Genomic DNA, 22696 nt, shown 5'->3' on the forward strand with positions numbered 1-22696 from the left:
CAAACCCTGTGCTCAGGCACAAAGACAGCAGCCCTGAGGGTGGTCGAGACTCTCAGGGCGATCAACGTTACCCTTTGCATCGCAAAAAATCATAATAAAGAGAGAGCCCGCCATGTCACAGAGCGCCGCCGCTACCCAGGCCATCGTTGACGAAAAAAATGCCGTCTACAAACGCATTACCCTGCGTTTGATCCCCTTCATCTTCATCTGCTACCTGTTCAACTACCTCGACCGGGTGAACGTTGGATTTGCCAAGCTGCAGATGCTCGACGCGCTGAAATTCAGTGAAACCGTGTACGGCCTCGGCGCCGGGATCTTCTTTATCGGCTACGTGCTGTGCGGCGTACCGAGCAACCTGGCGCTGACCAAATTCGGCCCGCGCCGCTGGATCGCGCTGATGATGATCACCTGGGGCACGCTGTCGACCTGCCTGCTGTTCGTCACCACCCCGACCGAGTTCTACACCTTGCGCCTGTTCACCGGCGCGGCCGAAGCCGGGTTCTTCCCGGGCGTGGTGTTGTACCTCTCGCAGTGGTTCCCGACCTTCCGCCGTGGCCGCATCATGGCGCTGTTCATGTCGGCGATCCCGGTGTCCGGCCTGCTCGGCAGCCCGTTCTCTGGCTGGATCCTCAACCACTTCGCTGCGGGCCAGGGTGGCCTGGCCGGCTGGCAGTGGATGTTCCTGCTGCAAGGCATCCCGACCGTGATCCTCGGCGCCCTCGCCTACTTCCTGCTGAGCGACAGTTACGCCAACGCCAAATGGCTCACGCCGTTCGAGCGCTCGGTGCTGGAAGCCGACCACGCTGAAGACCTGGCCAACAAGCCGAAAACCACCACCGACTCGCTGCTGGCGGTGTTCAAGAACCCGGCGATCTGGGCGTTCGGTTTGATTTACTTCTGCATCCAGAGCGGGGTCTACGCGATCAACTTCTGGCTGCCGTCGATCATCAAGAACCTGGGTTTCAACGATAACCTGGTGATCGGCTGGTTGAGTGCGATCCCGTACCTGCTGGCGGCCGTGTTCATGTTGATGGTCGGCCGCTCGGCGGACTTGCGCAAAGAACGTCGCTGGCATTTGGTGGTGCCCATGTTGATGGGCGCAGTGGGCCTGCTGATTGCCGTGAACTTCGCGACCACGCCTGCCATCGCCATCCTTGGCCTGACGATCGCCACCATGGGCGCCCTCACCGGCCTGCCGATGTTCTGGCCGGTGCCGACCGCACTGCTGAGCGCCGGCGCGGCTGCCGGTGGTCTGGCGTTGATCAACTCGATGGGCCAGATGGCCGGCTTCCTCAGCCCGTACCTGGTCGGTTGGGTCAAGGACACTACTGGCTCGACCGATGCCGCGTTGTACTTGCTGGCGGGCGTGATTGTCTGCGGCAGCCTGCTGGCGTTGCGCATGACCCGCACCCTGCGCGTCTGACACCTGTCCCCTGTGGGAGCGAGCCTGCTCGCGATAGCGGAGTGTCAGTCAACATAGCTGTTGAATGTTGAACCGCAATCGCGAGCAGGCTCGCTCCCACATTTGATTGTGGGGGGGTCAATAATTGTGTTTGCCCCATGCGGTTGTTCTGGTATTTGATTGAGCCTTTCCCACTGGTAAAAGGATTTCGTCATGAGCTACCGCACGCTGGGTCACTCGGGATTGCAGGTGTCCACCCTGACCCTGGGGACCATGATGTTCGGCGAACAGACCAGCACCGAAGATTCCCTGCGGATCATCGACAAGGCCTGGGACCAGGGCATCAATTTCATCGACACCGCCGACGTCTACACCAACGGTCGCTCTGAAGAGATCGTCGGCGAAGCGATCGCCGGCAACCGCCACGAATGGGTGCTCGCCACCAAAGTCGGTTTCGGCCCGGTGGACGGTGTGCCGAACCGCAGCGGCCTGAGCCGCAAGCACATTTTCAATGGCATCGATGCCAGCCTCACGCGCCTGGGCACCGACTACGTCGACCTCTATTACCTACACCGCGAAGACCACAACACGCCGCTGGAAGTGACGGTGTCGGCCATCGGCGACCTGATTCGCCAGGGCAAAATCCGCAACTGGGGGTTGTCGAACTACCGTGGCTGGCGCATCGCCGAGGTCATTCGCGTGGCCGACCAGCTGGGTGTCGACCGCCCTGTCATCAGCCAGCCGCTGTACAACATCGTCAATCGCCAGGCCGAAACCGAACAGATCACCGCCGCGCAGAATTACGGCTTGGGCGTTGTGCCTTACAGCCCTTTGGCCCGCGGCGTGCTCAGCGGCAAATATGCGCCGGATGTAAAACCGGATGCCAACAGCCGCGCCGGGCGCGCCGACAAACGTATTCTGGAAACCGAATGGCGCGTCGAATCCCTGCGCATCGCCCAGCAGATCCAGCAGTACACGCAAGATCGCGGCGTCGGTATCGTCGAATTCGCGATTGCCTGGGTGCTGAACAACAGTGCCGTCACCTCGGCCATTGTCGGGCCGCGTACCGAAGAGCAATGGGACGCCTACACTAAGGCGCAGGCGGTGAAGATCACGGCGCAGGATGAAGCGTTTATCGACTCGCTGGTGACACCGGGGCATGCGTCCACGCCAGGGTTCAATGACGTGAGCCATTTCGTGTCGGGCCGTAAACCGCGCAACGCCTGAATCAACACAAGACTACTGTAGGAGTGAGCCTGCTCGCTCCCACAGGGTGTCGGGTGTTGTAAATATTGATCATCCGGACAATATTCAGCACAAAAACCACGTATCCTCCGCACCCCGTTTCACGTTCAACTTCGCGAGGACAGTTTGTCTAAAGGTATCGCTCTATCGGTTTCGGCCTCTGTGCTGTTTGCCGTCATGTATTACTACACCTCACTGCTCAACCCGTTGAGCGGTGTGGAAATTTTTGGCTGGCGCATGCTGCTGACAGTGCCGTGCATGACCGTGTTCATGGTGGTGTCCCGCGAATGGAAGCGTGTGGTCGAGCTCGTTCGCCGAGCCATCGCCCAGCCGAAACTGATTGCCGCCCTGATCGCCTCTTCGGCCCTGCTGGGCGTGCAACTCTGGCTGTTCATGTGGGCGCCGCTCAACGGCTACAGCCTTGATGTGTCGCTGGGCTATTTCCTGTTGCCACTGACCATGGTCCTGACCGGACGGCTCGCCTACGGTGAGCGCCTCTCCTATCTACAGAAAATTGCCGTGTTTTTTGCCTGCCTCGGTGTGATCAACGAGGTGTATCAGGTCGGTGGTTTTTCCTGGGCGACGTTGCTGGTATGCATCGGTTATCCAACGTATTTCATCCTGCGCAAGCGACTGGCGACGGACAACCTCGGCGGCTTGTGGCTGGACATGGCGTTGACGCTGCCGGTGGCCTTCTGGTTCGTACAGACCGGCGAGCAAGGTTTCAATGTGTTTGATCAGCATCCGTGGCTGTCACTGTTGATCCCGCTACTCGGCGTGATCAGTGCGTCGGCGCTGGTGATCTACATCATCGCCAGCCGGCTGTTGCCCTTCAGCCTGTTCGGGCTGTTGAGCTACGTCGAGCCGGTGCTGTTGCTTGGCGTTGCGTTGTTGCTCGGGGAAAGCATCAAGACCGGGGAATGGCTAACCTACATCCCGATCTGGATGGCGGTGCTGGTGCTGATGTTCGAAGGGTTCAAGCACATGATGCGACAGAGACGCGGTTCCATGTAGGAGCGAAGCTTGCTCGCGAAGGCGTCTTCGAAAACGCCAGAAGCTTCGCGGGCAAGTCGGATCGCCGCACCGCTCGCTCCTACAAGGATCTAAAGCGCTTAGTCGGTGGAGAGCACACCACGACGAACCTGGTCGCGCTCGATCGATTCGAACAGAGCCTTGAAGTTACCCTCGCCGAACCCGTCGTCACCTTTACGCTGGATGAACTCAAAGAACACCGGGCCCATCAGGGTTTCCGAGAAGATCTGCAACAACAGACGCTTGTCGCCCGACTCGGACGAACCGTCCAGCAGGATGCCTCGCGCTTGCAGTTGATCAACCGGTTCGCCGTGGTTCGGCAAGCGGCCTTCAAGCATTTCGTAATAGGTTTCCGGTGGCGCCGTCATGAAGCGCATGCCGATGCTTTTCAGGTGATCCCAGGTCTTGATCAGATCATCGCTGAGGAACGCCACGTGCTGGATGCCCTCGCCGTTGAACTGCATCAGGAACTCTTCGATCTGCCCGGCGCCCTTGGAGGACTCTTCATTCAACGGGATGCGGATCATGCCGTCCGGCGCGGTCATCGCCTTGGAGGTCAGGCCGGTGTATTCGCCCTTGATGTCGAAGTAGCGGATTTCACGGAAGTTGAACAGCTTCTCGTAGAAGTTCGCCCAGTACGCCATGCGGCCGCGATACACGTTGTGAGTCAGGTGATCGATGATCTTCAGGCCGGCACCGACCGGGTTGCGGTCAACGCCTTCGATGAACACGAAGTCGATGTCGTAGATCGAGCTGCCTTCACCGAAACGGTCGATCAGGTACAGCGGCGCGCCGCCGATGCCTTTGATCGCCGGCAGGTGCAGTTCCATCGGGCCGGTTTCGATGTGGATCGGCTGCGCGCCGAGTTCCAGCGCACGCTTGTAGGCCTTTTGCGAATCCTTGACGCGGAACGCCATGCCGCACACCGACGGGCCGTGCTCGGCCGCGAAGTACGAAGCGACGCTGTGGGGTTCGTTGTTGAGGATCAGGTTGATCGCGCCCTGGCGATACAGGTGCACGTCTTTGGAACGGTGGGTCGCGACTTTGGTGAAGCCCATGATCTTGAAGATCGGCTCCAGCGTGTTCGGGGTTGGCGATGCGAATTCAATGAATTCAAAGCCCATCAGGCCCATCGGGTTTTCGTATAAATCTGCCATGGTCGGCGCCTCATCATTTTCTGGTCAATTAACGAATCGTTAGTTGCTGGCAATGCTGAGACCGGCGGGTGGCGCGCAGGAGATGCCCCGCACGCTGCGCGCGAGGAAGTCACCGTAGATCAATTGAAACCCAAAACTCTTCATTGTCGACCCAAGGCTATTACGGGCGAGGCTTCTGCTGCCAGAAGCCATTTATTCTTATATGCGTAACCGGATTCTACACAGCGTAAATAGATTTGTCCGCCTTCTGTATCAAATCCCCTTTTTCCCTGCTCGCGCAAGGGGTTTGTTGCAGAGGAAAATCCCCGCCAGAATCAGCCCGCCGCCCAGACACATCGTCAGGGTCAATTGCTCGCCGAGCAGCAACGCACCCAGGATGACAGCGGTCAGCGGATTCAAGGCGATGAACACCCCGGAACGGGTCGCGCCGATTTTACGCAGGCCGTCGTAATAGCCAATATACGCCAGCGCCGAGCCCAACACGCCCAGATACATCAGGCTCAACCATTGCGCCGGGTCAAGGCTGACCAGCGCCGCAACACTCACCTCGCCCCTGACGGCACTGGCCACCCAGAGCATCACCGTGCCCAGCAAAATCGAATACGTCACCGTTTGCACCGGCCCCAGGGTTTGATTCAGATCCTTGGAGAACAGTGAGTAAATGCCCCAACCGAGCACGCAGCCGAAAATCAACAGATCGCCGAACCAGGCATCCGCCTGACCGGTCAGCAACTGCGGATGACGACTGACAATCACCAGGCTTGCCCCGGCAATGCAGATCGCGATGCCGCTGACTTTCGCTCGACTCAAGCGCTCCTTGAACAACAGCCACGAGGCCAGTCCGATCACGGCGGGGTTCAGCGCCACGATCAATGACGCCCGCGAGGCATTGATGTAGTGCAGGCCATAGAAGAAGCACAGGTTGTAGAAAAAAATTCCGAAAAAACCCAACAGCGCCAGTTGCAACCATTGCCGAGGACTCGGTCGGGCCAGTGGAATGCGCGCGAGCAGCAGAAACAGCAGCAGCGCCACGCTGGCCAGCAAAAAACGCAGGCTGGCGGCGAACAACGGGCTGAGGCTGTCCGCCAGAAACCGTCCCGCGACAAAGGTGCCGCCCCAAATCATGGTGACCGCCGCGAGTTTGAAATAAACCGCGACATCGGAAGGCTCCGACAGGCTTTGCTCACATGCAGTCATAAGTCTCCAGAACGACAGATCGATTCGATGACGTATCATTTCGCTAATATTCGATCATCGTAAAATGAGTAAAAGCTCATGACCCTCACTCAGCTGGAGATCTTCTCGCTCGTTGCCGAACTTCACGGCTTTACGGCGGCGGCCAATCGTCTGGGCATTTCTCAATCCGCGGTGTCTCACGCCCTCAAGTCGCTGGAACAGGAACTGGGCGTCGAACTGTTGCGGCGGCATCAGTCTCAGGTCGAACTCAGTGACATCGGCCAACAGCTGCTGTTGCGCGCCCGGGCAATGCTCGGGCTGGCCAATACCTTGCGCCAGGAAGCAGCGGATGCCCGCGGCATGAAGCGCGGCACATTGCGCATCGGCTCGTTTGGCCCGACCTCATCGATCAAGTTGCTGCCGACGATTCTGCAGCACTACCGCGCCGCTCACCCCGGCATCGAGGTGCACATTGATGAAGGCCCCGACCGCCAGGTGATCCAGTGGCTGGAAGAGCGACGCATCGACATCGGCTTCGTGGTGTTGCCCGAGGAGCGCTTCGACACCTTTGCGTTGTTCGAGGACCAGATGGTCGCGTTGCTGCCCGCCCATCATCCGCTGGCGGCTCATGCCAGCCTGACCCTGGGCGATTTGTGTCACGACCCGTTCGTGCTGACCGAGGCCGGCTCTTCGGAGCTGGTGTCCCGCTTGTTCAGTGCCGCGCGGTTGACGCCGAACATTCGTTATCGCTGCTCGCAGTTGCTCAGCACGCTGGATACCGTTGGCCGGGGCGATGCCTTGACCGTGGTCGCCGAAGGCTCGCTGCCCACGCATCACGACGACCGCTACCTGAAAAAACCGCTATCGCCAGCGATCGCACGCCAGGTCGGCCTGGCCGTGCTCGACCAACGCCAGAGTTCACCGGCGGCACTGGCCTTTATCAAACTGGCCACAAGCCTGGCCTACCGTTGAGCGGCATAAGCCACAAAGGCCAACTATCATGGCCTCTGACCGAACTCTTTTGGGGAGGCGTGCCGTTGTCCTGCCTGCATTTGAGAGCCCTATTTCATCGCTACAGGTTTCGCAAATGCCACTGACTGTAAAAACCCGCCGCCAACGCGGCAGACGGATTATTGTCACCGTACTGAGTGGTTTGCTCCCGATGTTGCTCGGGTTCGCCATTCTTTACCTGCAAGCTGAGCGCGCGCTTGAGCAAAGCACCCGACTGACCGCCGAAGAAGCCATCCGCCAATTCGAACTGATGCTCGACAACACCGCGCAGGCCGCACGCGAATTGCTGCCGCTGGCCGGGAAAAGTTGTATTGACGTCAATCTGGCCTTGCGCGAGCAAGTCACCCGCCGTCCGTTTGTGCGCTCGACCAATCTGGTGTGGGACGACACCAATTACTGCAGTTCTTTGTTCGGCGACTTCCGCGAAAAAATCGAGGCAGGCGACTACAGCAACGGCACGTTGCAACTGATGAAAGGCAATCTGGTCACGCCCGATTCCGCAGTGTTGGTGTATCGCATCGGCGAAGGAAAAAAGGGCGCGCTGAGCACGCTGGACGGTTATCACTTGAGCAACGTACTGCGCATGATCGGCCGCTCGACAATACTGATGCTGCAAGTCGGCCCCCATTGGCTGACCGCCGATGGCCAGTTCCATCAAGACCCCCTCCCCACTTTGCCCGTGGCGCAAACCAGACTCGGCTCCTCGCGCTACGCGTTCTCTGTAACAGCCGGATTTCCCGAAGGCGAAACGTGGCGCTACATGAGTAGCGAATATCCGCCGCTGTTCAGCTTGCTGATCTTCTTCGGCGTGGTGTCAGGTTCCATCGGGCACTTTGTGCAGAAGCGCTCTTCGTCGCCGAGCCATGAACTACAGCGAGCACTGGAAGCGGCGGAGTTCGTTCCGTACTTTCAGCCGGTGGTTCATGGCGACAGCAAAAAGTGGTCTGGCACCGAGGTGCTGATGCGCTGGAAGCACCCGAAGGAAGGGCTGGTTCGTCCCGATCTGTTTATTCCGTTCGCCGAGCACTCCGGGCTTATCGTGCCCATGACCCGTTCTTTAATGCAGCAAACCGCCGCATTGCTGGCGCCCCTGTCGACCTCATTCGAAAGCCCGTTTCACGTGGGCATCAACATCACTGCCAGCCACTGCAAGAACCTGGAACTGGTCGAAGATTGCCGGACATTCCTGGGCAACTTTGCGCCGGGGTCCATTCACCTGGTACTGGAGCTGACCGAGCGCGAACTGATCGAGCCCACCGCCATCACGTTGCAGTTGTTCGAGCAACTTCATGCGCTGGGCGTGATGATCGCCATCGACGACTTTGGCACCGGTCATTCAAGCCTGGGTTATCTGCGCCAGTTCAATGTCGACTTCCTGAAAATCGACCAGAGCTTTGTCGCCCTGATCGGCGCCGACGCCCTCTCCCGGCACATTCTGGACACCATCATCGAACTCTCGGCCAAGCTCGATCTGGGCATCGTCGCCGAAGGCGTGGAAACCGAAGAGCAAAGTGACTACCTCACCGCCCATGGCGTGAACTTTCTGCAAGGATATCTGTTCGGCAGGCCGATGCCCGGTGAAGACTTCATTAAGGCATTAAGTCACCATTAACTAATGGCATTAAGCGACGAGACAACGGCGATGCGCACCAAATTGAATCAAAAGACTACTCTCGTTACATGAAGAAAAAGTCAGGATTTACTCTTTGCTCATTAACTACTACAATTTTTCATGCCTGCTATAAATTGGCAGGTGAGCCACTATCACCGAGTCGCTACAAGGCTCTTGGCTTATAGCTTTGTTTGCGGTTGGTATCAGCCAAACACACTATTGGAGTAAAGATATTGTCCAGACTCGCTGAATTTCGTGCAGCTGAAAAGGCCCTTCAAGAGCAGCTCAAGCAGCTGGAATCCCTGAAGAACGATGCCGGGCTCAAGAAAGAAATCGAATTCGAAGAAAAGCTCCAGGGGCTGATGAAAACCTACGGCAAGAGCTTGCGCGACATCATCGCCATTCTCGATCCGAACCCGGCAAAATCCGGTCTGCAGCAGGCCGCCGCGCCTAAAACCCGCCGCGCTCGCGTGGTCAAGGTTTATCAGAATCCGCACACCGGTGAACTGATTGAAACCAAGGGCGGCAACCACCGCGGCCTGAAAGCCTGGAAGGAACAATACGGTGCTTCCACCGTTGACTCCTGGCTTCGCGGCTAAGCACTCGCGGTGACAAAAAAAGCCCTGCATCAAGCAGGGCTTTTTTTATGGATACCTGTTAAATGCAACGATTGAAATCGATCAATTCGCTACATATCGACTAACTTTGTGCTTAATCCCTTTGGGTATCTAAACATTGCGAAATGCACGACCGTGCAAACCGTTATCTAAAGTTTCAAGCTGTTACGAGCAGCCTCTATTTCACCCAGGCTTGCCTTGTAAGCCTCTGCCTGCCCTGCGTACGAAAGAACATAAGCCTTATCGGCATCCACCGCCGCGACCAATGTTTGCGAAAGCACGTGGCGTCCGTTCTGCGTAATGGTGCAGGTAGTTTCCAGTGCCGCCAGACGGCTCAACGTTGCCGGATGGATTTTGTTGCACACGCTTTGATAACCGCCCTGAAAGAAGTCCTTCTGCACGGACTTGCGCATTTCCAGCAGCACACCTTGCAGATTGACCTGATGACCGCTTTCCACTGTCGTCATGGTCAACTCCATGACCATCAACGGCGCACCGCCCTGATCGTTTTTCACCGCGCGTTGCCGGGACACCTGAGGCGTGGCCTGATCTGGCGGGGTCGCTTCGACTTCCCAGCCATCTGGCCAAGTCACGATCGGCGCATCCGCATGAGCACAGGTAACGCCTGACAACAGGAAAATCAGAACGAACAGCGATTTACAGGATCGGATCATTGCAATGAATACTCACGGATTGAGCGATAAAGTCTGAGCCTCGTCCGCCTGTCAGGCAATAGCGGGTGGTTTGGGTTTGGTGATGCCTGCGCCCTTGCGTATCATTGACGCCATTCGTTAGCCCCACTTATTTTCCGGAGGGCCCATGAGCCTGCACGAATTGAACACCTTCCCAGGCGTCACCGCCCAACCTGACACCGCAACGCAGAACTTCGTGTTCAACCACACAATGCTGCGGGTCAAAGACATCACCAAGTCCCTGGATTTCTACACGCGGGTCCTCGGTTTCTCGCTGGTGGAAAAGCGCGACTTCCCGGAAGCCGAGTTCAGCCTGTACTTCCTGGCGCTGGTCGACAAGAACCAGATCCCGGCCGATGCCGCAGCCCGCACCCAATGGATGAAGTCGATCCCCGGCATCCTTGAGCTGACCCACAACCACGGCACCGAAAACGATGCGGATTTCGCCTACCACAACGGCAACACCGACCCGCGCGGTTTCGGCCACATTTGCATCTCGGTCCCGGACATCGTCGCTGCGTGCGAACGCTTCGAAGCGCTGGGCTGCGATTTCCAGAAGCGCCTGAACGACGGCCGCATGAAGAGCCTGGCATTCATCAAGGACCCGGATGCTTACTGGGTCGAGATCATCCAGCCAGCGCCACTCTGAAACACACCGCCCTACTGTAGGAGCCGGCTTGCTGGCGATCCGTCGCAAAGCGGCGGCCATCCCAATGGTTGTAACAGTGAAATCGCCATCGCCAGCAAGCCGGCTCCTACAGGGATCTGCCGCGCATAAAAAAACCCCATGATCACTCATGGGGTTTTGTGTTTTCAGCGTCCGGTTTATGCCGGGGCCGATGTCCGGATCAAGTGATCGAATGCACTCAGGGAAGCCTTGGCGCCCTCGCCTACTGCAATCACGATCTGCTTGTACGGCACGGTCGTCACGTCACCGGCAGCGAACACGCCCGGCATCGAGGTTTCACCACGGGCATCGACGATGATCTCGCCGCGAGGCGACAACTCGATGGTGCCTTTGAGCCAGTCAGTGTTAGGCAGCAGACCGATCTGCACGAAGATACCTTCAAGGTTCACCGTGTTGAACTCACCCGAATCGCGATCCTTGTAGACCAGCCCGGTCACCTTCTGGCCGTCACCCTTCACTTCACTGGTCAGTGCGCTGGTGATGACATCGACGTTGGGCAGGCTGAACAACTTGCGTTGCAACACCGCATCGGCGCGCAACTTGCTGTCGAATTCCAGCAGCGTGACGTGGCTGACAATACCGGCCAGATCGATCGCCGCTTCAACGCCGGAGTTACCGCCGCCGATCACCGCTACGCGCTTGCCTTTGAACAGCGGACCGTCGCAGTGCGGGCAGAAGCACACGCCTTTGGCTTTGTATTCCTGCTCGCCCGGCACGCCCATTTCACGCCAGCGGGCGCCGGTGGCGAGGATCAGTGCCTTGGTCTTGAGGGTCGCGCCACTTTCGAAGCGAACCTCGTGCAACTCGCCTGGATTCTTCGCCGGGATCAGCGCGGTGGCCCGTTGCAGGTTCATGATATCGACGTCGTATTGCTTGACGTGCTCTTCGAGCGCGCTGGCCAGTTTCGGCCCTTCGGTCTCCTGCACGGAGATGAAGTTCTCGATGGCCATGGTATCCAGTACCTGCCCACCAAAACGTTCAGCTGCCACACCGGTGCGAATGCCTTTACGGGCGGCGTAGATCGCTGCCGAAGCACCGGCCGGGCCACCGCCGACCACCAGCACATCAAAGGCTTCTTTGGCGCTGATTTTCTCGGCCTGACGCTCGGCGCCGCTGGTGTCGATCTTGGCGAGGATTTCTTCCAGGCCCATGCGGCCCTGGCCGAAAATCTCGCCGTTCAGGTAAATGCTTGGCACAGCCATGATCTTGCGATCATCAACTTCGGCCTGGAACAACGCGCCGTCGATAGCGACGTGACGGATGTTCGGGTTGAGCACGGCCATCAGGTTCAGCGCTTGAACGACGTCCGGGCAGTTCTGGCAGGACAGCGAGAAGTAAGTCTCGAAGCTGAACTGGCCTTTGAGCGAGCGGATCTGTTCGATCACTTCCGCACTGGCTTTCGAAGGGTGGCCACCGACTTGCAGCAGGGCCAGCACCAGCGAGGTAAATTCGTGGCCCATCGGGATGCCGGCGAAACGCAGGCTTATGTCGGCACCGGGGCGATTGATCGAGAACGATGGTTTACGCGTGTCGTCACCGTTGTCGAGCAAAGTAATTTGGCTGGAAAGACTGGCAACGTCTTTCAGCAGTTCGAGCATTTCCCGGGATTTCGCACCGTCGTCGAGGGATGCAACGATCTCGATCGGCTGGGTGACCCGTTCCAGGTACGATTTCAACTGGGCTTTAAGATTGGCGTCCAACATACGGGCGATTTCCTTTGCTTTTCTTGAGGCGAAAAAAAGCCCGAGCGAATCTCGCCCGGGCTTTTCTATTGGGCGGTGCAGCTTACTGAGTAGGTGCGGAGTTCCGCCCTTTGAAGCGTGTCACAGACTTAGATCTTGCCGACCAGGTCCAGGGACGGAGCCAGAGTGGCCTCGCCTTCTTTCCACTTGGCTGGGCAAACCTGACCTGGGTGAGCAGCGACGTACTGGGCAGCCTTGATTTTGCGCAGCAGCTCGGAAGCGTCACGGCCAACGCCGCCATCGTTCAATTCAACGATCTTGATCTGGCCTTCAGGGTTGATCACGAAGGTGCCACGGTCAGCCAGACCAGCTTCTTCGATCAGTACGTCGAAGTTGCGGGAGATAGCGTGGGTCGGGTCGCCGATCATGGTGTACTGGATTTTGCCGATGGCTGGCGAAGTGTTGTGCCAGGCAGCGTGGGCAAAATGGGTGTCAGTGGAAACGCTGTAGATCTCGACGCCCAGTTTCTGGAACGCGTCGTAGTTGTCAGCCAGGTCTTCCAGTTCGGTCGGGCAAACGAAGGTGAAGTCTGCTGGGTAGAAGAATACAACCGACCACTTGCCTTTCAGGTCAGCGTCCGAGACTTTTACGAAGTCGCCGTTTTTGAATGCGTCAGCTTTGAATGGTTTAACTTGGCTGTTGATGATAGGCATCGTTGACTCTCCGTCAGGGGTTAAGAAGTTGATGGAGTGAACTCTACCCACTCGACGGACGGATGGCTCATTGGCAAACCTCATGCTGCTGATTGGTTTTCGCTATTAGCAGACAGTATTAATAGAAGGAAAAGGTATCTAGGGCGCCAACGGCTTTTCCGAAATCCGCGTCATCCCCAGAAACGGACTGGCTTCTACGTAACGCATGGCCGATTTCATATCCTTCCAGCCGACGTAACTCATCAGCGATTTCAAATCCCAACCGCTTTGATGAGCCCACGTGGCAAAACCCCGTCGCAACGAATGGCTGGTGTAGTGCTCGGCCGCAATGCCGGCGCGCTCCAGTGCCTGGCGCAATAACGGGATGATGCTGTTGGCGTGCAAGCCCTCCTCGCTCAAATGGCCCCAGCGGTCGATGCCACGGAACACCGGCCCGCGCACCAATGCGGCCTCGGTCATCCAGTCGATGTATGCCTGCACCGGACACAATCGCTGCAACGCCGGTGTCTGGTAAGTCTTGCCAAGGTTTTCGCGGTCGCTCTTGCTGCGAGGCAGATACAGGGTGATGCCTGAACCGGCACTGGCCTGCACGTGTTCAATCTGCAGGCGGCATAGCTCGTCGCTGCGGAAACCGCGCCAGAAGCCCAGCAAGATCAGCGCCCTATCGCGCCGAGCTCTTAACAGCGCCGGTCGGTCGTCTTTTGATTTCGCGGTTTGTGCCTCGTGCTCAAGCCAGGCCACCACTTGCTCCAGATGCTGAAGCTGCAATGGCTCAGCCTGCTTCTCCTGCACCGGGTGCAGCGCGCGAATGCCTTTGAAGACTTTGCGCACCACGGGCGCCTTGGTCGGATCGGCAAACCCCTGGCTGTTGTGCCACTGCGCCAGCGCCGACAACCGCAGCTTTAACGTATTGATCGATAACTCACCCGCATACGCCACCAGATAACGCGCAACGCTGTCAGCCGTGGCCGGTAGAAACCCGCCCCAATCGACTTCGAAATGTTCGATGGCCGCCCGGTAGCTTCGGCGAGTGTTGTCGCGCGTGGCGGCTTGCAGGTAACGATCCAGATCGCTCATGGCGGTGACTCCTGTAGGAGCGAGCTTGCTCGCGATGGACGTAAACGATGACGCTAACTGCCTGAGTGATCGCGGTGCCTGGAGGTTTTTCGCGAGCAGGCTCGCTCCTACAGGAGGGTTGTGTACGGAAATGGAGCTGCGAACAATTCAGGATCGCTGTCACACGGGGTAATACCAGTATATCCCGTGTGAATACTTAACGTATTTAATGTTGTCTATTGGCGTGGTACATTGCGTACTTTAGTGGTACGTACCACAGTACGAAATCGTAGGAGAGTTCATGGCACGCGGTGGTGTTAACAAAGCAGTGGTGCAAGCGGCACGCTTGGCAATTCTGGCTCGCGGTGAAAACCCCAGCATCGATGCAGTACGGATCGAAATGGGCAATACCGGCTCGAAAACCACTATTCACCGGTACTTGAAGGAGCTGGATGACGGCGCCGAGCCGGTAGCGTCCTCCTCCGAACCCATCGATGACGAGCTGGCCGGGCTGGTCTCGCGCCTTGCACAACGGCTCAAAGAGCAGGCGCAGGAACCCATCGATCAGGCACGCGCGCAGTTCGAACAGCAACGAAAAGACCTGGAAAGCCAGCTGACAGACGCCCAAGAAGCCAACAGCGAATTGCAGCAACAGTACGAGATTCAAACCCTGGCGCTGACGCAGGAGTCCGACACCCTGCACAACACCCTGTCGATGCTGCAGACCGAGCAAACCCGCAACGCCGGAATGAACCAGGCGCTCGCTGATTTCGAGTTGCGCTTGCAGGACAAGGACGAGCAGATCCGCTCCCTTGAGGAAAAACACCTGCACGCCCGTGACGCACTGGAGCACTATCGCAACGCCGTCAAAGAGCAGCGCGAGCAGGAACAAAGCCGCCATGAAGGCCAGGTGCAGCAGATTCAGATGGAGTTGCGCCAGGCCCAGCAAAGCGCCCTGGTGCGCCAGGATGAAATCACCCAGTTGCACCGCGACAACGAACGCCTGCTGACCGAAAACCGCGGCACATTGCGCGAGCTGAGCCTGTTGCAGGAACAACTCAAGCACACCCATACCCGCCAGGATCAACTGCTGGAACAGGTCAATCGGATCGACAGCGAACGCACCCTCCTCCAGGAACGCCTGCGCGCAGCACTGCTGGAGAGCCAGTCGCTGAAGCAGAACGTCGAGGAGCAGTCGCAGATAAACAAAGCGCTGGAAATTGAACTACTGAAGACTCAGGCGAGCCTCGATGAAAGCGTGCGCCTGGCAGCGGTCATTGCGACAGCGCCAGACGCAGCCAAGGCCGATTAACCCGCGACCGGTGTACGCATGGTGACGAACTCTTCGGCGGCCGTCGGGTGCACGCCGATGGTTTCGTCGAAGTCGCGCTTGGTAGCGCCCGCCTTCAAGGCAATCGCCAGACCTTGCACGATCTCGCCGGCATCCGGTCCGACCATGTGGCAACCCAACACCTTGTCGGTTTTGCCGTCCACCACGAGCTTCATCAGCGTGCGTTCCTGACATTCGGTCAGGGTCAGCTTCATCGGGCGGAAACGGCTTTCGAAAATCACCACGTCATGGCCGGCCTCGCGAGCCTCTTCTTCCGTGAGGCCGACTGTGCCGATGTTCGGCAAGCTGAACACGGCCGTCGGGATCATCTTGTAATCCACCGGGCGATACTGCTCAGGCTTGAACAAGCGACGCGCAATGGCCATGCCTTCAGCCAGCGCAACCGGCGTGAGCTGAACCCGGCCAATCACATCGCCCAGTGCGAGGATCGACGGTTCGGCGGTCTGGTATTGCTCATCGACCTCGACGAAGCCTTTCTTGTCGAGTTTGACCCCGGTGTTTTCCAGCCCCAGGTTGTCCAGCATCGGACGCCGGCCAGTGGCGTAGAACACGCAATCCGCCTCCAGTTCGCGACCGTCCTTGAGCGTTGCCTTCAAGCTGCCGTCGGCGAGCTTTTCAATGCGCTCGATGTCGGCATTGAATTGCAGGTTCATGCCACGTTTGGTCAGTTCTTCCTGCAAGTGCTTGCGCACCGCGCCGTCAAAACCGCGCAGGAACATATCCCCGCGATACAGCAACGTGGTGTCGGCGCCCAGGCCGTGGAAAATACCGGCGAACTCAACGGCGATGTAACCGCCACCGACAACCAGCACACGTTTTGGCAGCTCTTTGAGGAAGAATGCCTGGTTGGAGCTGATCGCGTGTTCATGCCCCGGAATCTCCGGAATCTGCGGCCAGCCGCCCGTGGCGATCAGGATGTTCTTTGCAGTGAAGCGCTCGCCATTAATCTCGACCGTATTAGGATCGACGATCTTCGCGTGGCCTTCATGCAAGGTCACACCGCTGTTGACCAGCAGGTTGCGATAGATACCGTTCAGGCGATTGATCTCGCGATCCTTGTTGGCAATCAGCGTCGCCCAATCAAACTGTGCTTCGCCCGGCGTCCAGCCAAAGCCCGAAGACTGCTCGAAGTCTTCGGCGAAGTGCGCACCGTAGACCAGCAACTTCTTCGGCACGCAGCCGACGTTCACGCACGTACCGCCCAGATAGCGACTCTCGGCCACGGCCACTTTCGCGCCAAACCCGGCCGCGAATCGCGCAGCCCGCACACCGCCGGAACCGGCACCAATCACATAAAGGTCAAAATCGTAGGCCATTTTCAATCTCCTCGGCAGGCAAACAGCATACCCGCAGACGTCCGTTGGGCAAGCGCTGCAAACGATATGGGGCCGGAAAATGAAAAAGCCACCCGAAGGTGGCTTTTAAGAAACAAGCAGGTCAAACGCTATCAGTAAGCCTTGCCAGTCTTGTAGAAGTTCTCGAAGCAGAAGTTGGTTGCTTCGATGTAGCCTTCAGCACCACCGCAGTCGAAACGCTTGCCTTTGAATTTGTAGGCAATGACGCAACCGTTTTGCGCCTGTTTCATCAGGGCGTCGGTGATCTGGATCTCGCCGCCCTTGCCTGGCTCGGTTTGCTTGATCAGGTCGAAGATGTCCGGGGTCAGGATGTAACGACCGATGATCGCCAGGTTCGACGGCGCGTCTTCCGGGGCTGGTTTCTCGACCATGTTGCGAACGCGGTAGAGGTCATCACCGATCAGGTCACCGGCAATTACGCCGTACTTGTTGGTTTCCTGCGGATCGACTTCCTGGATCGCAATGATCGAGCAGCGGTACTGTTTGTACAGCTTGACCATCTGCGTCAGTACGCCGTCACCGTCGAGGTTGACGCACAAGTCATCCGCCAACACCACGGCGAAAGGTTCGTCGCCGATCAGCGGACGACCGGTCAGGATGGCATGACCCAGGCCTTTCATTTCGGTCTGGCGAGTGTAGGAGAAAGAACACTCGTCGAGCAGTTTGCGGATACCGACCAGGTATTTCTCTTTGTCGGTGCCCTTGATCTGGTTTTCCAGCTCGTAGCTGATGTCGAAGTGGTCTTCCAGGGCGCGCTTGCCACGACCGGTAACGATGGAGATTTCGGTCAAACCGGCATCCAGAGCTTCTTCGACGCCGTACTGGATCAGTGGCTTGTTTACCACCGGCAGCATTTCTTTGGGCATGGCTTTAGTCGCTGGCAGGAAGCGAGTACCGTAACCGGCTGCTGGGAACAAGCATTTCTTGATCATAAAAGTCCTTGAAAGGGCTGTGTGTACGAGTTTCGGCGCAGTCTAATCAGGCGGCGTGCACCTTACAATGCCCCGCACTGGCTAACCGATGCCAACATAGAGAAATATTCTTGCGGATAGTTCCGCAGAACGTCGCGATGCCTCTTATAGATAGCAGATTTTCGGGGCTGCACAGGCGACAACCGAGCATGCAATCGCACCCACCCTACACCCATCAACACCGATTGCGTGCGTTTGGCGTTATCATTGCGCAATTGAACCAGCCAACGAGGCAGATAGATGTCGGTAGCAAAAAGTGTCAACGGGTTCCTGATCAATCAGGCGAAAGACGGCCAGTGGTGGGTAGACAGCGTCAGCGGCGAGAATATCGCCGGGCCATTCCCGACTGAAGCGTTGGCGATTGAAGTGGCGTCTGTATTGGAACTCGAACACCCGGAGCCCAAGCGTCGCGGCAAGGACAAGTCCTGATCCGGAGCCGATTTGCATGACCAAGCCCTGCCTCGCGCAGGGCTTTTTTGTGATTGGATGAAACGAAGTGGCCTTTCGCTATAACCTTTTGATTCCGGCGCTGTCACAGGCTTAGCCCCATCACCCTGACGACGACCACGACATGAATAGATTTTTGCCTTTGATTGCGATATTGGCCCTGAGCGGCTGTGCCACCTCTGAAAAGACTTACCTGGGCAATGGCGAAACGGGCCTGTCCATCGACTGCTCCGGCGAAGCCAATTCCTGGGCCTCCTGCTATGAAAAAGCCGATGCCTCCTGCGCCGGCACCGGCTATCGAATCGTTGGCACCGACGGAACCCCGTCGACCAAGGAAAGCGACAAGACCCTCGGCGTCGACGTAGGCAACTACAAAAACCGCAGCGTCGTGGTGGTCTGCAAGTAAGGCGCCCTGCCCTACATGTGAATTTCGGCGAACTTGATCCCGAGACCGCGCACGGTCTCGATCAGATCGTCGAGACGACTGAAGGATTCGACTTCATCGTTATCGTCCACCAGAAAATAGCTGCGCCCGGCGCTTTTCTTGAAAAACACGATCCATTCCCCCGGATCAGCCGGATTTTGAATCACATGGGTAGCAGAGATGTGACCCTCTGCGTGCCGTTCCCGTACCTGCTCTCGCTTCATGCTCGACTCCAGAAATGACAATGCCGCCAAAGCGTTGCTTTGACGGCATCGATGCTGACTGTCGCCAGTCTATCAGCCGGAAATGCACGCCGTGGCGGCATCGCGCACATCCATGGGGCGTAATGGCACATTGGAGATGCGCTCATGCAGCTTGATGCTGCTGCCACTGGAACGTTCTTCGATATCGAATACAGCGGCCGGACCCGAGGAGAACTTCTGCGGCACAATGACCCGCACGCCGTCTTTGCCCTGCGGCTCGACTTGCAGGGCACCGCGGCTGCCGGCCAGTTTCTCGGTCAGGCATTGCGCGTACTCATGGGGCTTCTTGCCTGAAATCACGTTCATGGTGGGCAGCGTCTCGTTGATTTCCGAGACACTCGCACAACCACTCATCGCCAACGCCAATGGCAAAACCCACGCACCCCACTTCATAAAAAACCTCCGATAAAGCCCCTCCGACAGCACAAACGCTGGTTTTCTCCGAGGCCCACTGCTTTTATCGCTCATAGAATTCCGAATAACTGTTTTTAATTGTCAAAGCGGAGCCCGACGACCGGATAATAACCCGTTCGGGCTGATAAACTGCGCCCATCGTCCATGCTATCGTTTTGATTTTGTAGAAAAAGCCCTTCTGGAGGCGCCTCATGAAATTTATCCACCAGCGCGAGCACCTCAATGAAGACGACATCGTCGTCATCCAGTGCTCGCAAATGTGCAACATCCGCTTGATGAACGACGCCAATTTCCGCAGCTTCAAGAATGGCGGCCGTCACACTTACCATGGTGGTGCATTCGACACCTTCCCGGCCCGAATTACTGCACCAAGCACCGGTTTCTGGAACATCACCATCGACACCGTCAACCGTCGGGCGATCAGCGTGACCCGCAAACCGACCTTGTCCCACTCGATCAAGATCATCCGCCGCTCCACCACGAAACTGAGCTGAGCACCGCCCGACTCGAACACAGGCAGATATGACCGTGACCCAAACAACCAAGTACGTCATCAAATACAAACTCAACGGCGAACGCCGCTTCGAATTTGCCCAGCTTGAAAACGGCACCGAAGCAGAAGCCAAAGCCGCGCTGGACGCCATTCATGGCCAGGGCGAAGACGTCATCAGCGAGATCAGCGTCAGCAAAGCGCTGTAACGGGATTCGGAGCGACAACCGGGATGTCTGCTCCGTCCGTTGAATTCGACCGCAAGCGCCGGAGTGTTCACGACGGCAGCGCTCCCTAGACTGGCCACCTCAACCCTGGGTTAAGGAGTCAGCACATGTTTAACGAGCGTACGCTCGATGCACTCGACTGGGACAGCCTGTACCAGCAACTCGATCAGGATGGCTGCGCCATCATCCGGTCATTGCTGAGTGCCGAAGAGTGTGACGACATCAGCGCGCTCTATGCAAAACCAGAGCCTTTCCGCTCCCAGGTCATGATGGCCCGCCACGGCTTTGGCCGCGGCGAGTACAAATACTTCCGCTATCCGCTACCGAATCTCGTCTGCCGAATGCGCAATGCGCTTTACCCGCGACTGGTGCCGATTGCCAATCGCTGGTACGAGCAGATGGACTTGCCGATCCGCTTCCCTCCCGGGCACGAGGCGTTCCTTGAGCGCTGTCATGCCGCCGGTCAGGAGCGCCCAACGCCGTTGTTGCTGCAATATGGGCCACAGGACTACAACTGCCTGCATCAGGATCTGTACGGTGAACACGTTTTTCCACTGCAAGTGGCGATTCTTCTGTCAGAGCCAGGCGAAGATTTCACCGGCGGTGAGTTTGTACTGACCGAGCAACGGCCACGGATGCAGTCTCGCCCCCAGGTGATTGGCCTGAAGAAAGGTGACGGGCTGATCTTTGCCGTCAACCAACGGCCGGTCAAAGGCGTTCGCGGTTTCTACCGGGTCACCTTGCGCCATGGGGTGAGTCGCCTGCACAGCGGAAAACGGCATACCCTTGGAATCATCTTTCACGATGCAACATGACCCCATGACCCCGAGCACATTCGACCTGTTTGCCGACGCCGAGCCCGAGCAGCTACCTCGGCGCGAGCAGATCGGCGAACAGTCCTGCGTACTGAGAGGCTTTGCCCTGCCCTGGCTGGATCGTTTGCTGCCTGCACTGGAATCGGTTCTGGCCGCCGCGCCGCTTCGGCAGATGGTCACGCCCGGCGGCTTCATCATGTCGGCAGCCATGAGCAGTTGCGGCACCTGGGGCTGGACCACCGACCGCAGCGGTTATCGCTACACCCGCAATGATCCGCAAACCGACGCGCCCTGGCCGGCTATGCCCGCAGTGTTTTTGGCGCTCGCACAAGCGGCAGCGCGCGAAGCCGGTTTTGCTGGTTTCGTACCTGATTCCTGCCTGATCAACCGTTACGTCCCCGGCGCCAAAATGTCATTGCATCAAGACAAGGATGAAGCGTCCTACGCGGCGCCGATCGTTTCGGTCTCCCTGGGCTTGCCGGCGATGTTCCTGTTCGGCGGGTTTGAACGCAGCGATAAAAGCCAGCGAGTCCCACTGTTGCACGGCGATATCGTGGTCTGGGGCGGCGTTGATCGCTTGCGTTATCACGGTGTCTTGCCGATCAAGGACGGTCAGCACCCGCGAATGGGCGAGCAACGGATCAACTTCACGTTTCGTACCGCAAAATGAATCCCCGAATTTGACCGCAAGCCCCGGAGTGCGACGACTGCGCCGGCTGGCTAATCTGAATCAAACAGGTCAACGGACAAGAAGCCATGACACGCCAATCGACAAGAATCGCCACCGAAAACGATCCGCGCTGGGCCGCCGTCGTCGCACGCGATCCCCGCGCAGACGGGCAGTTTGTGTATGCAGTGAAAACCACCGGCATCTATTGCAGCCCCAGCAGTCTGGCGCGCTTGCCCAAGCCGCAGAACGTCGAATTTTTCGACACCGCCGAGCAAGCCCAGGCGGCCGGTTACCGCCCGAGCAAACGCGCAGCGAAGGATCAAAGTGACGTCGCCGCGCAACATGCCGCAACGGTGGCTGCCGCGTGCCGTCAGATCGAGACCGCAGAGCATCTGCCGGCATTGAGTGAACTGGCCGACGTGGCGGGCCTGAGCAGCTTCCACTTTCACCGAGTGTTTAAAGCCGTAACCGGATTGACGCCCAAGGGCTATGCCACGGCCCACCGCTCACGCAAGGTTCGCCAACGCTTGATCGATGGAGGTTCGGTGACCGATGCCTTGTATGACGCCGGTTTCAATTCCAATAGCCGATTTTATGAGGCGGCGGATCAATTGCTGGGGATGAAACCTGGCGACTACCGCGCCGAAGGCCAGAACAACGACATTCGGTTTGCCGTCGGCCAGTGTTCTTTAGGGGCGATTCTGGTGGCGCAAAGCGAACGCGGGGTGTGCGCGATTCTGCTGGGTGATGATCCGCACCAATTGGTGTGCGACCTGCAGGACAAGTTTCGGCGGGCCAACCTGATCGGCGCCGACCACGGGTTCGAGCAGTTGATCGCCCAGGTCGTCGGGTTTATCGAAGCGCCGGCCATCGGCCTGGACTTGCCTCTGGATGTGCGCGGCACGGCGTTTCAGGAGCGCGTCTGGCAAGCCCTGCGGGAAATTCCTGTCGGCAGCACCGCCAGTTACGCCGATGTCGCGCAGCGCATCGGCTCACCGAAAGCGGTGCGCGCCGTGGCCCAGGCCTGCGGCGCGAACAGCCTGGCGGTGGCGATCCCGTGCCACCGCGTGGTGCGCAGTGACGGCAACTTGTCGGGGTATCGTTGGGGCGTGGAGCGCAAGCGGCAGTTGTTGGAGCGCGAAAGCCAATAAATCAAAAGATCGCAGCCTGCGGCAGTCGCAGGCTG

25 protein-coding genes are annotated in these 22696 nt (G+C 58.2%); 15 read left to right on the forward strand and 10 right to left on the reverse strand.

Annotated features, from left to right (window positions below; genetic code table 11):
- The first annotated feature begins 112 nt into the window (after positions 1-112).
- From ACM6IO_RS13630 to rarD, 3 genes are all read left to right on the forward strand, one after another.
- Positions 113-1423 (forward strand): MFS transporter, encoded by a 1311-nt coding sequence (locus ACM6IO_RS13630; RefSeq protein ID WP_008031098.1) that lies wholly within the window; start codon positions 113-115, stop codon positions 1421-1423.
- Between the two features lie 192 nt (positions 1424-1615).
- Positions 1616-2629 (forward strand): aldo/keto reductase, encoded by a 1014-nt coding sequence (locus tag ACM6IO_RS13635; RefSeq protein WP_207284406.1) that lies wholly within the window; start codon positions 1616-1618, stop codon positions 2627-2629.
- Between the two features lie 144 nt (positions 2630-2773).
- Positions 2774-3661, forward strand: coding sequence for an EamA family transporter RarD (gene rarD, locus ACM6IO_RS13640; protein WP_414911633.1), 888 nt, complete (start codon positions 2774-2776; stop codon positions 3659-3661).
- A 98-nt stretch (positions 3662-3759) separates the two neighbouring features.
- On the opposite strand, the gene hppD is transcribed toward rarD, so the two are convergent.
- Both hppD and ACM6IO_RS13650 read right to left on the reverse strand, forming a co-directional pair.
- Positions 3760-4836 (reverse strand): 4-hydroxyphenylpyruvate dioxygenase, encoded by a 1077-nt coding sequence (gene hppD / locus ACM6IO_RS13645; RefSeq protein WP_008031092.1) that lies wholly within the window; start codon positions 4834-4836, stop codon positions 3760-3762.
- A 252-nt stretch (positions 4837-5088) separates the two neighbouring features.
- Positions 5089-6033 (reverse strand): DMT family transporter, encoded by a 945-nt coding sequence (locus ACM6IO_RS13650; protein WP_414911634.1) that lies wholly within the window; start codon positions 6031-6033, stop codon positions 5089-5091.
- 78 nt (positions 6034-6111) lie between these two features.
- Between ACM6IO_RS13650 and ACM6IO_RS13655 the strand changes: the two genes are divergently transcribed.
- The 3 genes from ACM6IO_RS13655 (at position 6112) to ACM6IO_RS13665 (ending at position 9234) form a co-directional block, all read left to right on the forward strand.
- A complete protein-coding gene (locus ACM6IO_RS13655; protein WP_223552355.1) occupies positions 6112-6984 on the forward strand; it encodes a LysR family transcriptional regulator in 873 nt (290 codons plus the stop codon).
- Positions 6985-7099: 115 nt separating this feature from the next.
- Positions 7100-8635, forward strand: coding sequence for an EAL domain-containing protein (locus ACM6IO_RS13660; protein ID WP_414911635.1), 1536 nt, complete (start codon positions 7100-7102; stop codon positions 8633-8635).
- A 233-nt stretch (positions 8636-8868) separates the two neighbouring features.
- Positions 8869-9234: a histone-like nucleoid-structuring protein, MvaT/MvaU family gene (locus tag ACM6IO_RS13665; RefSeq protein ID WP_008031084.1), complete on the forward strand. Its 366-nt coding sequence runs from the start codon at positions 8869-8871 to the stop codon at positions 9232-9234.
- A 167-nt stretch (positions 9235-9401) separates the two neighbouring features.
- Here the strand turns inward: ACM6IO_RS13665 and ACM6IO_RS13670 are convergent, their stop codons facing one another.
- A complete protein-coding gene (locus ACM6IO_RS13670; protein ID WP_223449930.1) occupies positions 9402-9926 on the reverse strand; it encodes a DUF4946 domain-containing protein in 525 nt (174 codons plus the stop codon).
- Positions 9927-10071: 145 nt separating this feature from the next.
- Here ACM6IO_RS13670 and gloA point away from each other — a divergent pair, with 145 nt between their 5' ends.
- Complete coding sequence (gene gloA, locus ACM6IO_RS13675) at positions 10072-10593, forward strand: lactoylglutathione lyase (RefSeq protein WP_008031081.1); 522 nt, start codon at positions 10072-10074, stop codon at positions 10591-10593.
- Positions 10594-10769: 176 nt separating this feature from the next.
- Here the strand turns inward: gloA and ahpF are convergent, their stop codons facing one another.
- The 3 genes from ahpF to ACM6IO_RS13690 form a co-directional block, all read right to left on the reverse strand.
- Complete coding sequence (gene ahpF, locus ACM6IO_RS13680) at positions 10770-12335, reverse strand: alkyl hydroperoxide reductase subunit F (RefSeq protein ID WP_223449928.1); 1566 nt, start codon at positions 12333-12335, stop codon at positions 10770-10772.
- 128 nt (positions 12336-12463) lie between these two features.
- A complete protein-coding gene (gene ahpC / locus ACM6IO_RS13685) occupies positions 12464-13027 on the reverse strand; it encodes an alkyl hydroperoxide reductase subunit C (RefSeq protein WP_007975937.1) in 564 nt (187 codons plus the stop codon).
- 138 nt (positions 13028-13165) lie between these two features.
- Positions 13166-14104 (reverse strand): site-specific integrase, encoded by a 939-nt coding sequence (locus tag ACM6IO_RS13690; protein ID WP_192227056.1) that lies wholly within the window; start codon positions 14102-14104, stop codon positions 13166-13168.
- Between the two features lie 280 nt (positions 14105-14384).
- On the opposite strand from ACM6IO_RS13690, the gene ACM6IO_RS13695 reads away from it, so the two are divergent.
- Complete coding sequence (locus ACM6IO_RS13695) at positions 14385-15395, forward strand: DNA-binding protein (protein ID WP_414911636.1); 1011 nt, start codon at positions 14385-14387, stop codon at positions 15393-15395.
- On the opposite strand, the gene gorA is transcribed toward ACM6IO_RS13695, so the two are convergent.
- Both gorA and galU read right to left on the reverse strand, forming a co-directional pair.
- Complete coding sequence (gorA, locus tag ACM6IO_RS13700; RefSeq protein WP_414911637.1) at positions 15392-16750, reverse strand: glutathione-disulfide reductase; 1359 nt, start codon at positions 16748-16750, stop codon at positions 15392-15394. The genes ACM6IO_RS13695 and gorA overlap by 4 nt on opposite strands.
- 131 nt (positions 16751-16881) lie before the next feature.
- On the reverse strand, positions 16882-17721 hold the full coding sequence (gene galU / locus ACM6IO_RS13705; RefSeq protein WP_008036893.1) for a UTP--glucose-1-phosphate uridylyltransferase GalU: 840 nt from the start codon (positions 17719-17721) through the stop codon (positions 16882-16884).
- 279 nt (positions 17722-18000) lie between these two features.
- Here galU and ACM6IO_RS13710 point away from each other — a divergent pair, with 279 nt between their 5' ends.
- Positions 18001-18189 (forward strand): hypothetical protein, encoded by a 189-nt coding sequence (locus ACM6IO_RS13710; RefSeq protein WP_414911638.1) that lies wholly within the window; start codon positions 18001-18003, stop codon positions 18187-18189.
- Between the two features lie 142 nt (positions 18190-18331).
- Complete coding sequence (locus ACM6IO_RS13715) at positions 18332-18613, forward strand: hypothetical protein (protein WP_008036896.1); 282 nt, start codon at positions 18332-18334, stop codon at positions 18611-18613.
- An 11-nt stretch (positions 18614-18624) separates the two neighbouring features.
- Here ACM6IO_RS13715 and ACM6IO_RS13720 read toward each other — a convergent pair whose 3' ends face one another.
- Both ACM6IO_RS13720 and ACM6IO_RS13725 read right to left on the reverse strand, forming a co-directional pair.
- Positions 18625-18855, reverse strand: a complete 231-nt coding sequence (locus tag ACM6IO_RS13720; RefSeq protein ID WP_008031064.1) for a hypothetical protein — start codon at positions 18853-18855, stop codon at positions 18625-18627.
- A gap of 72 nt (positions 18856-18927) precedes the next feature.
- Positions 18928-19287 (reverse strand): hypothetical protein, encoded by a 360-nt coding sequence (locus ACM6IO_RS13725; protein ID WP_192227053.1) that lies wholly within the window; start codon positions 19285-19287, stop codon positions 18928-18930.
- A 212-nt stretch (positions 19288-19499) separates the two neighbouring features.
- Between ACM6IO_RS13725 and ACM6IO_RS13730 the strand changes: the two genes are divergently transcribed.
- The 5 genes from ACM6IO_RS13730 (at position 19500) to ada (ending at position 22661) form a co-directional block, all read left to right on the forward strand.
- Entirely contained in the window at positions 19500-19802 is a 303-nt protein-coding gene (locus tag ACM6IO_RS13730; RefSeq protein ID WP_008031060.1) for a DUF1883 domain-containing protein, read from the forward strand.
- Between the two features lie 34 nt (positions 19803-19836).
- On the forward strand, positions 19837-20007 hold the full coding sequence (locus ACM6IO_RS13735) for a hypothetical protein (protein WP_162130704.1): 171 nt from the start codon (positions 19837-19839) through the stop codon (positions 20005-20007).
- A gap of 125 nt (positions 20008-20132) precedes the next feature.
- Entirely contained in the window at positions 20133-20840 is a 708-nt protein-coding gene (locus ACM6IO_RS13740; RefSeq protein ID WP_414911639.1) for a 2OG-Fe(II) oxygenase, read from the forward strand.
- Complete coding sequence (gene alkB / locus ACM6IO_RS13745; protein WP_414911640.1) at positions 20830-21510, forward strand: DNA oxidative demethylase AlkB; 681 nt, start codon at positions 20830-20832, stop codon at positions 21508-21510. Before ACM6IO_RS13740 ends, alkB begins: the two co-directional genes overlap by 11 nt.
- Before the next feature lie 86 nt (positions 21511-21596).
- Positions 21597-22661 (forward strand): bifunctional DNA-binding transcriptional regulator/O6-methylguanine-DNA methyltransferase Ada, encoded by a 1065-nt coding sequence (ada, locus tag ACM6IO_RS13750; protein ID WP_192227050.1) that lies wholly within the window; start codon positions 21597-21599, stop codon positions 22659-22661.
- Positions 22662-22696 lie beyond the last annotated feature (35 nt).

It is taken from the genome of Pseudomonas sp. IT-P44, from assembly GCF_949768225.1.
Classification (GTDB): domain Bacteria; phylum Pseudomonadota; class Gammaproteobacteria; order Pseudomonadales; family Pseudomonadaceae; genus Aquipseudomonas; species Aquipseudomonas migulae.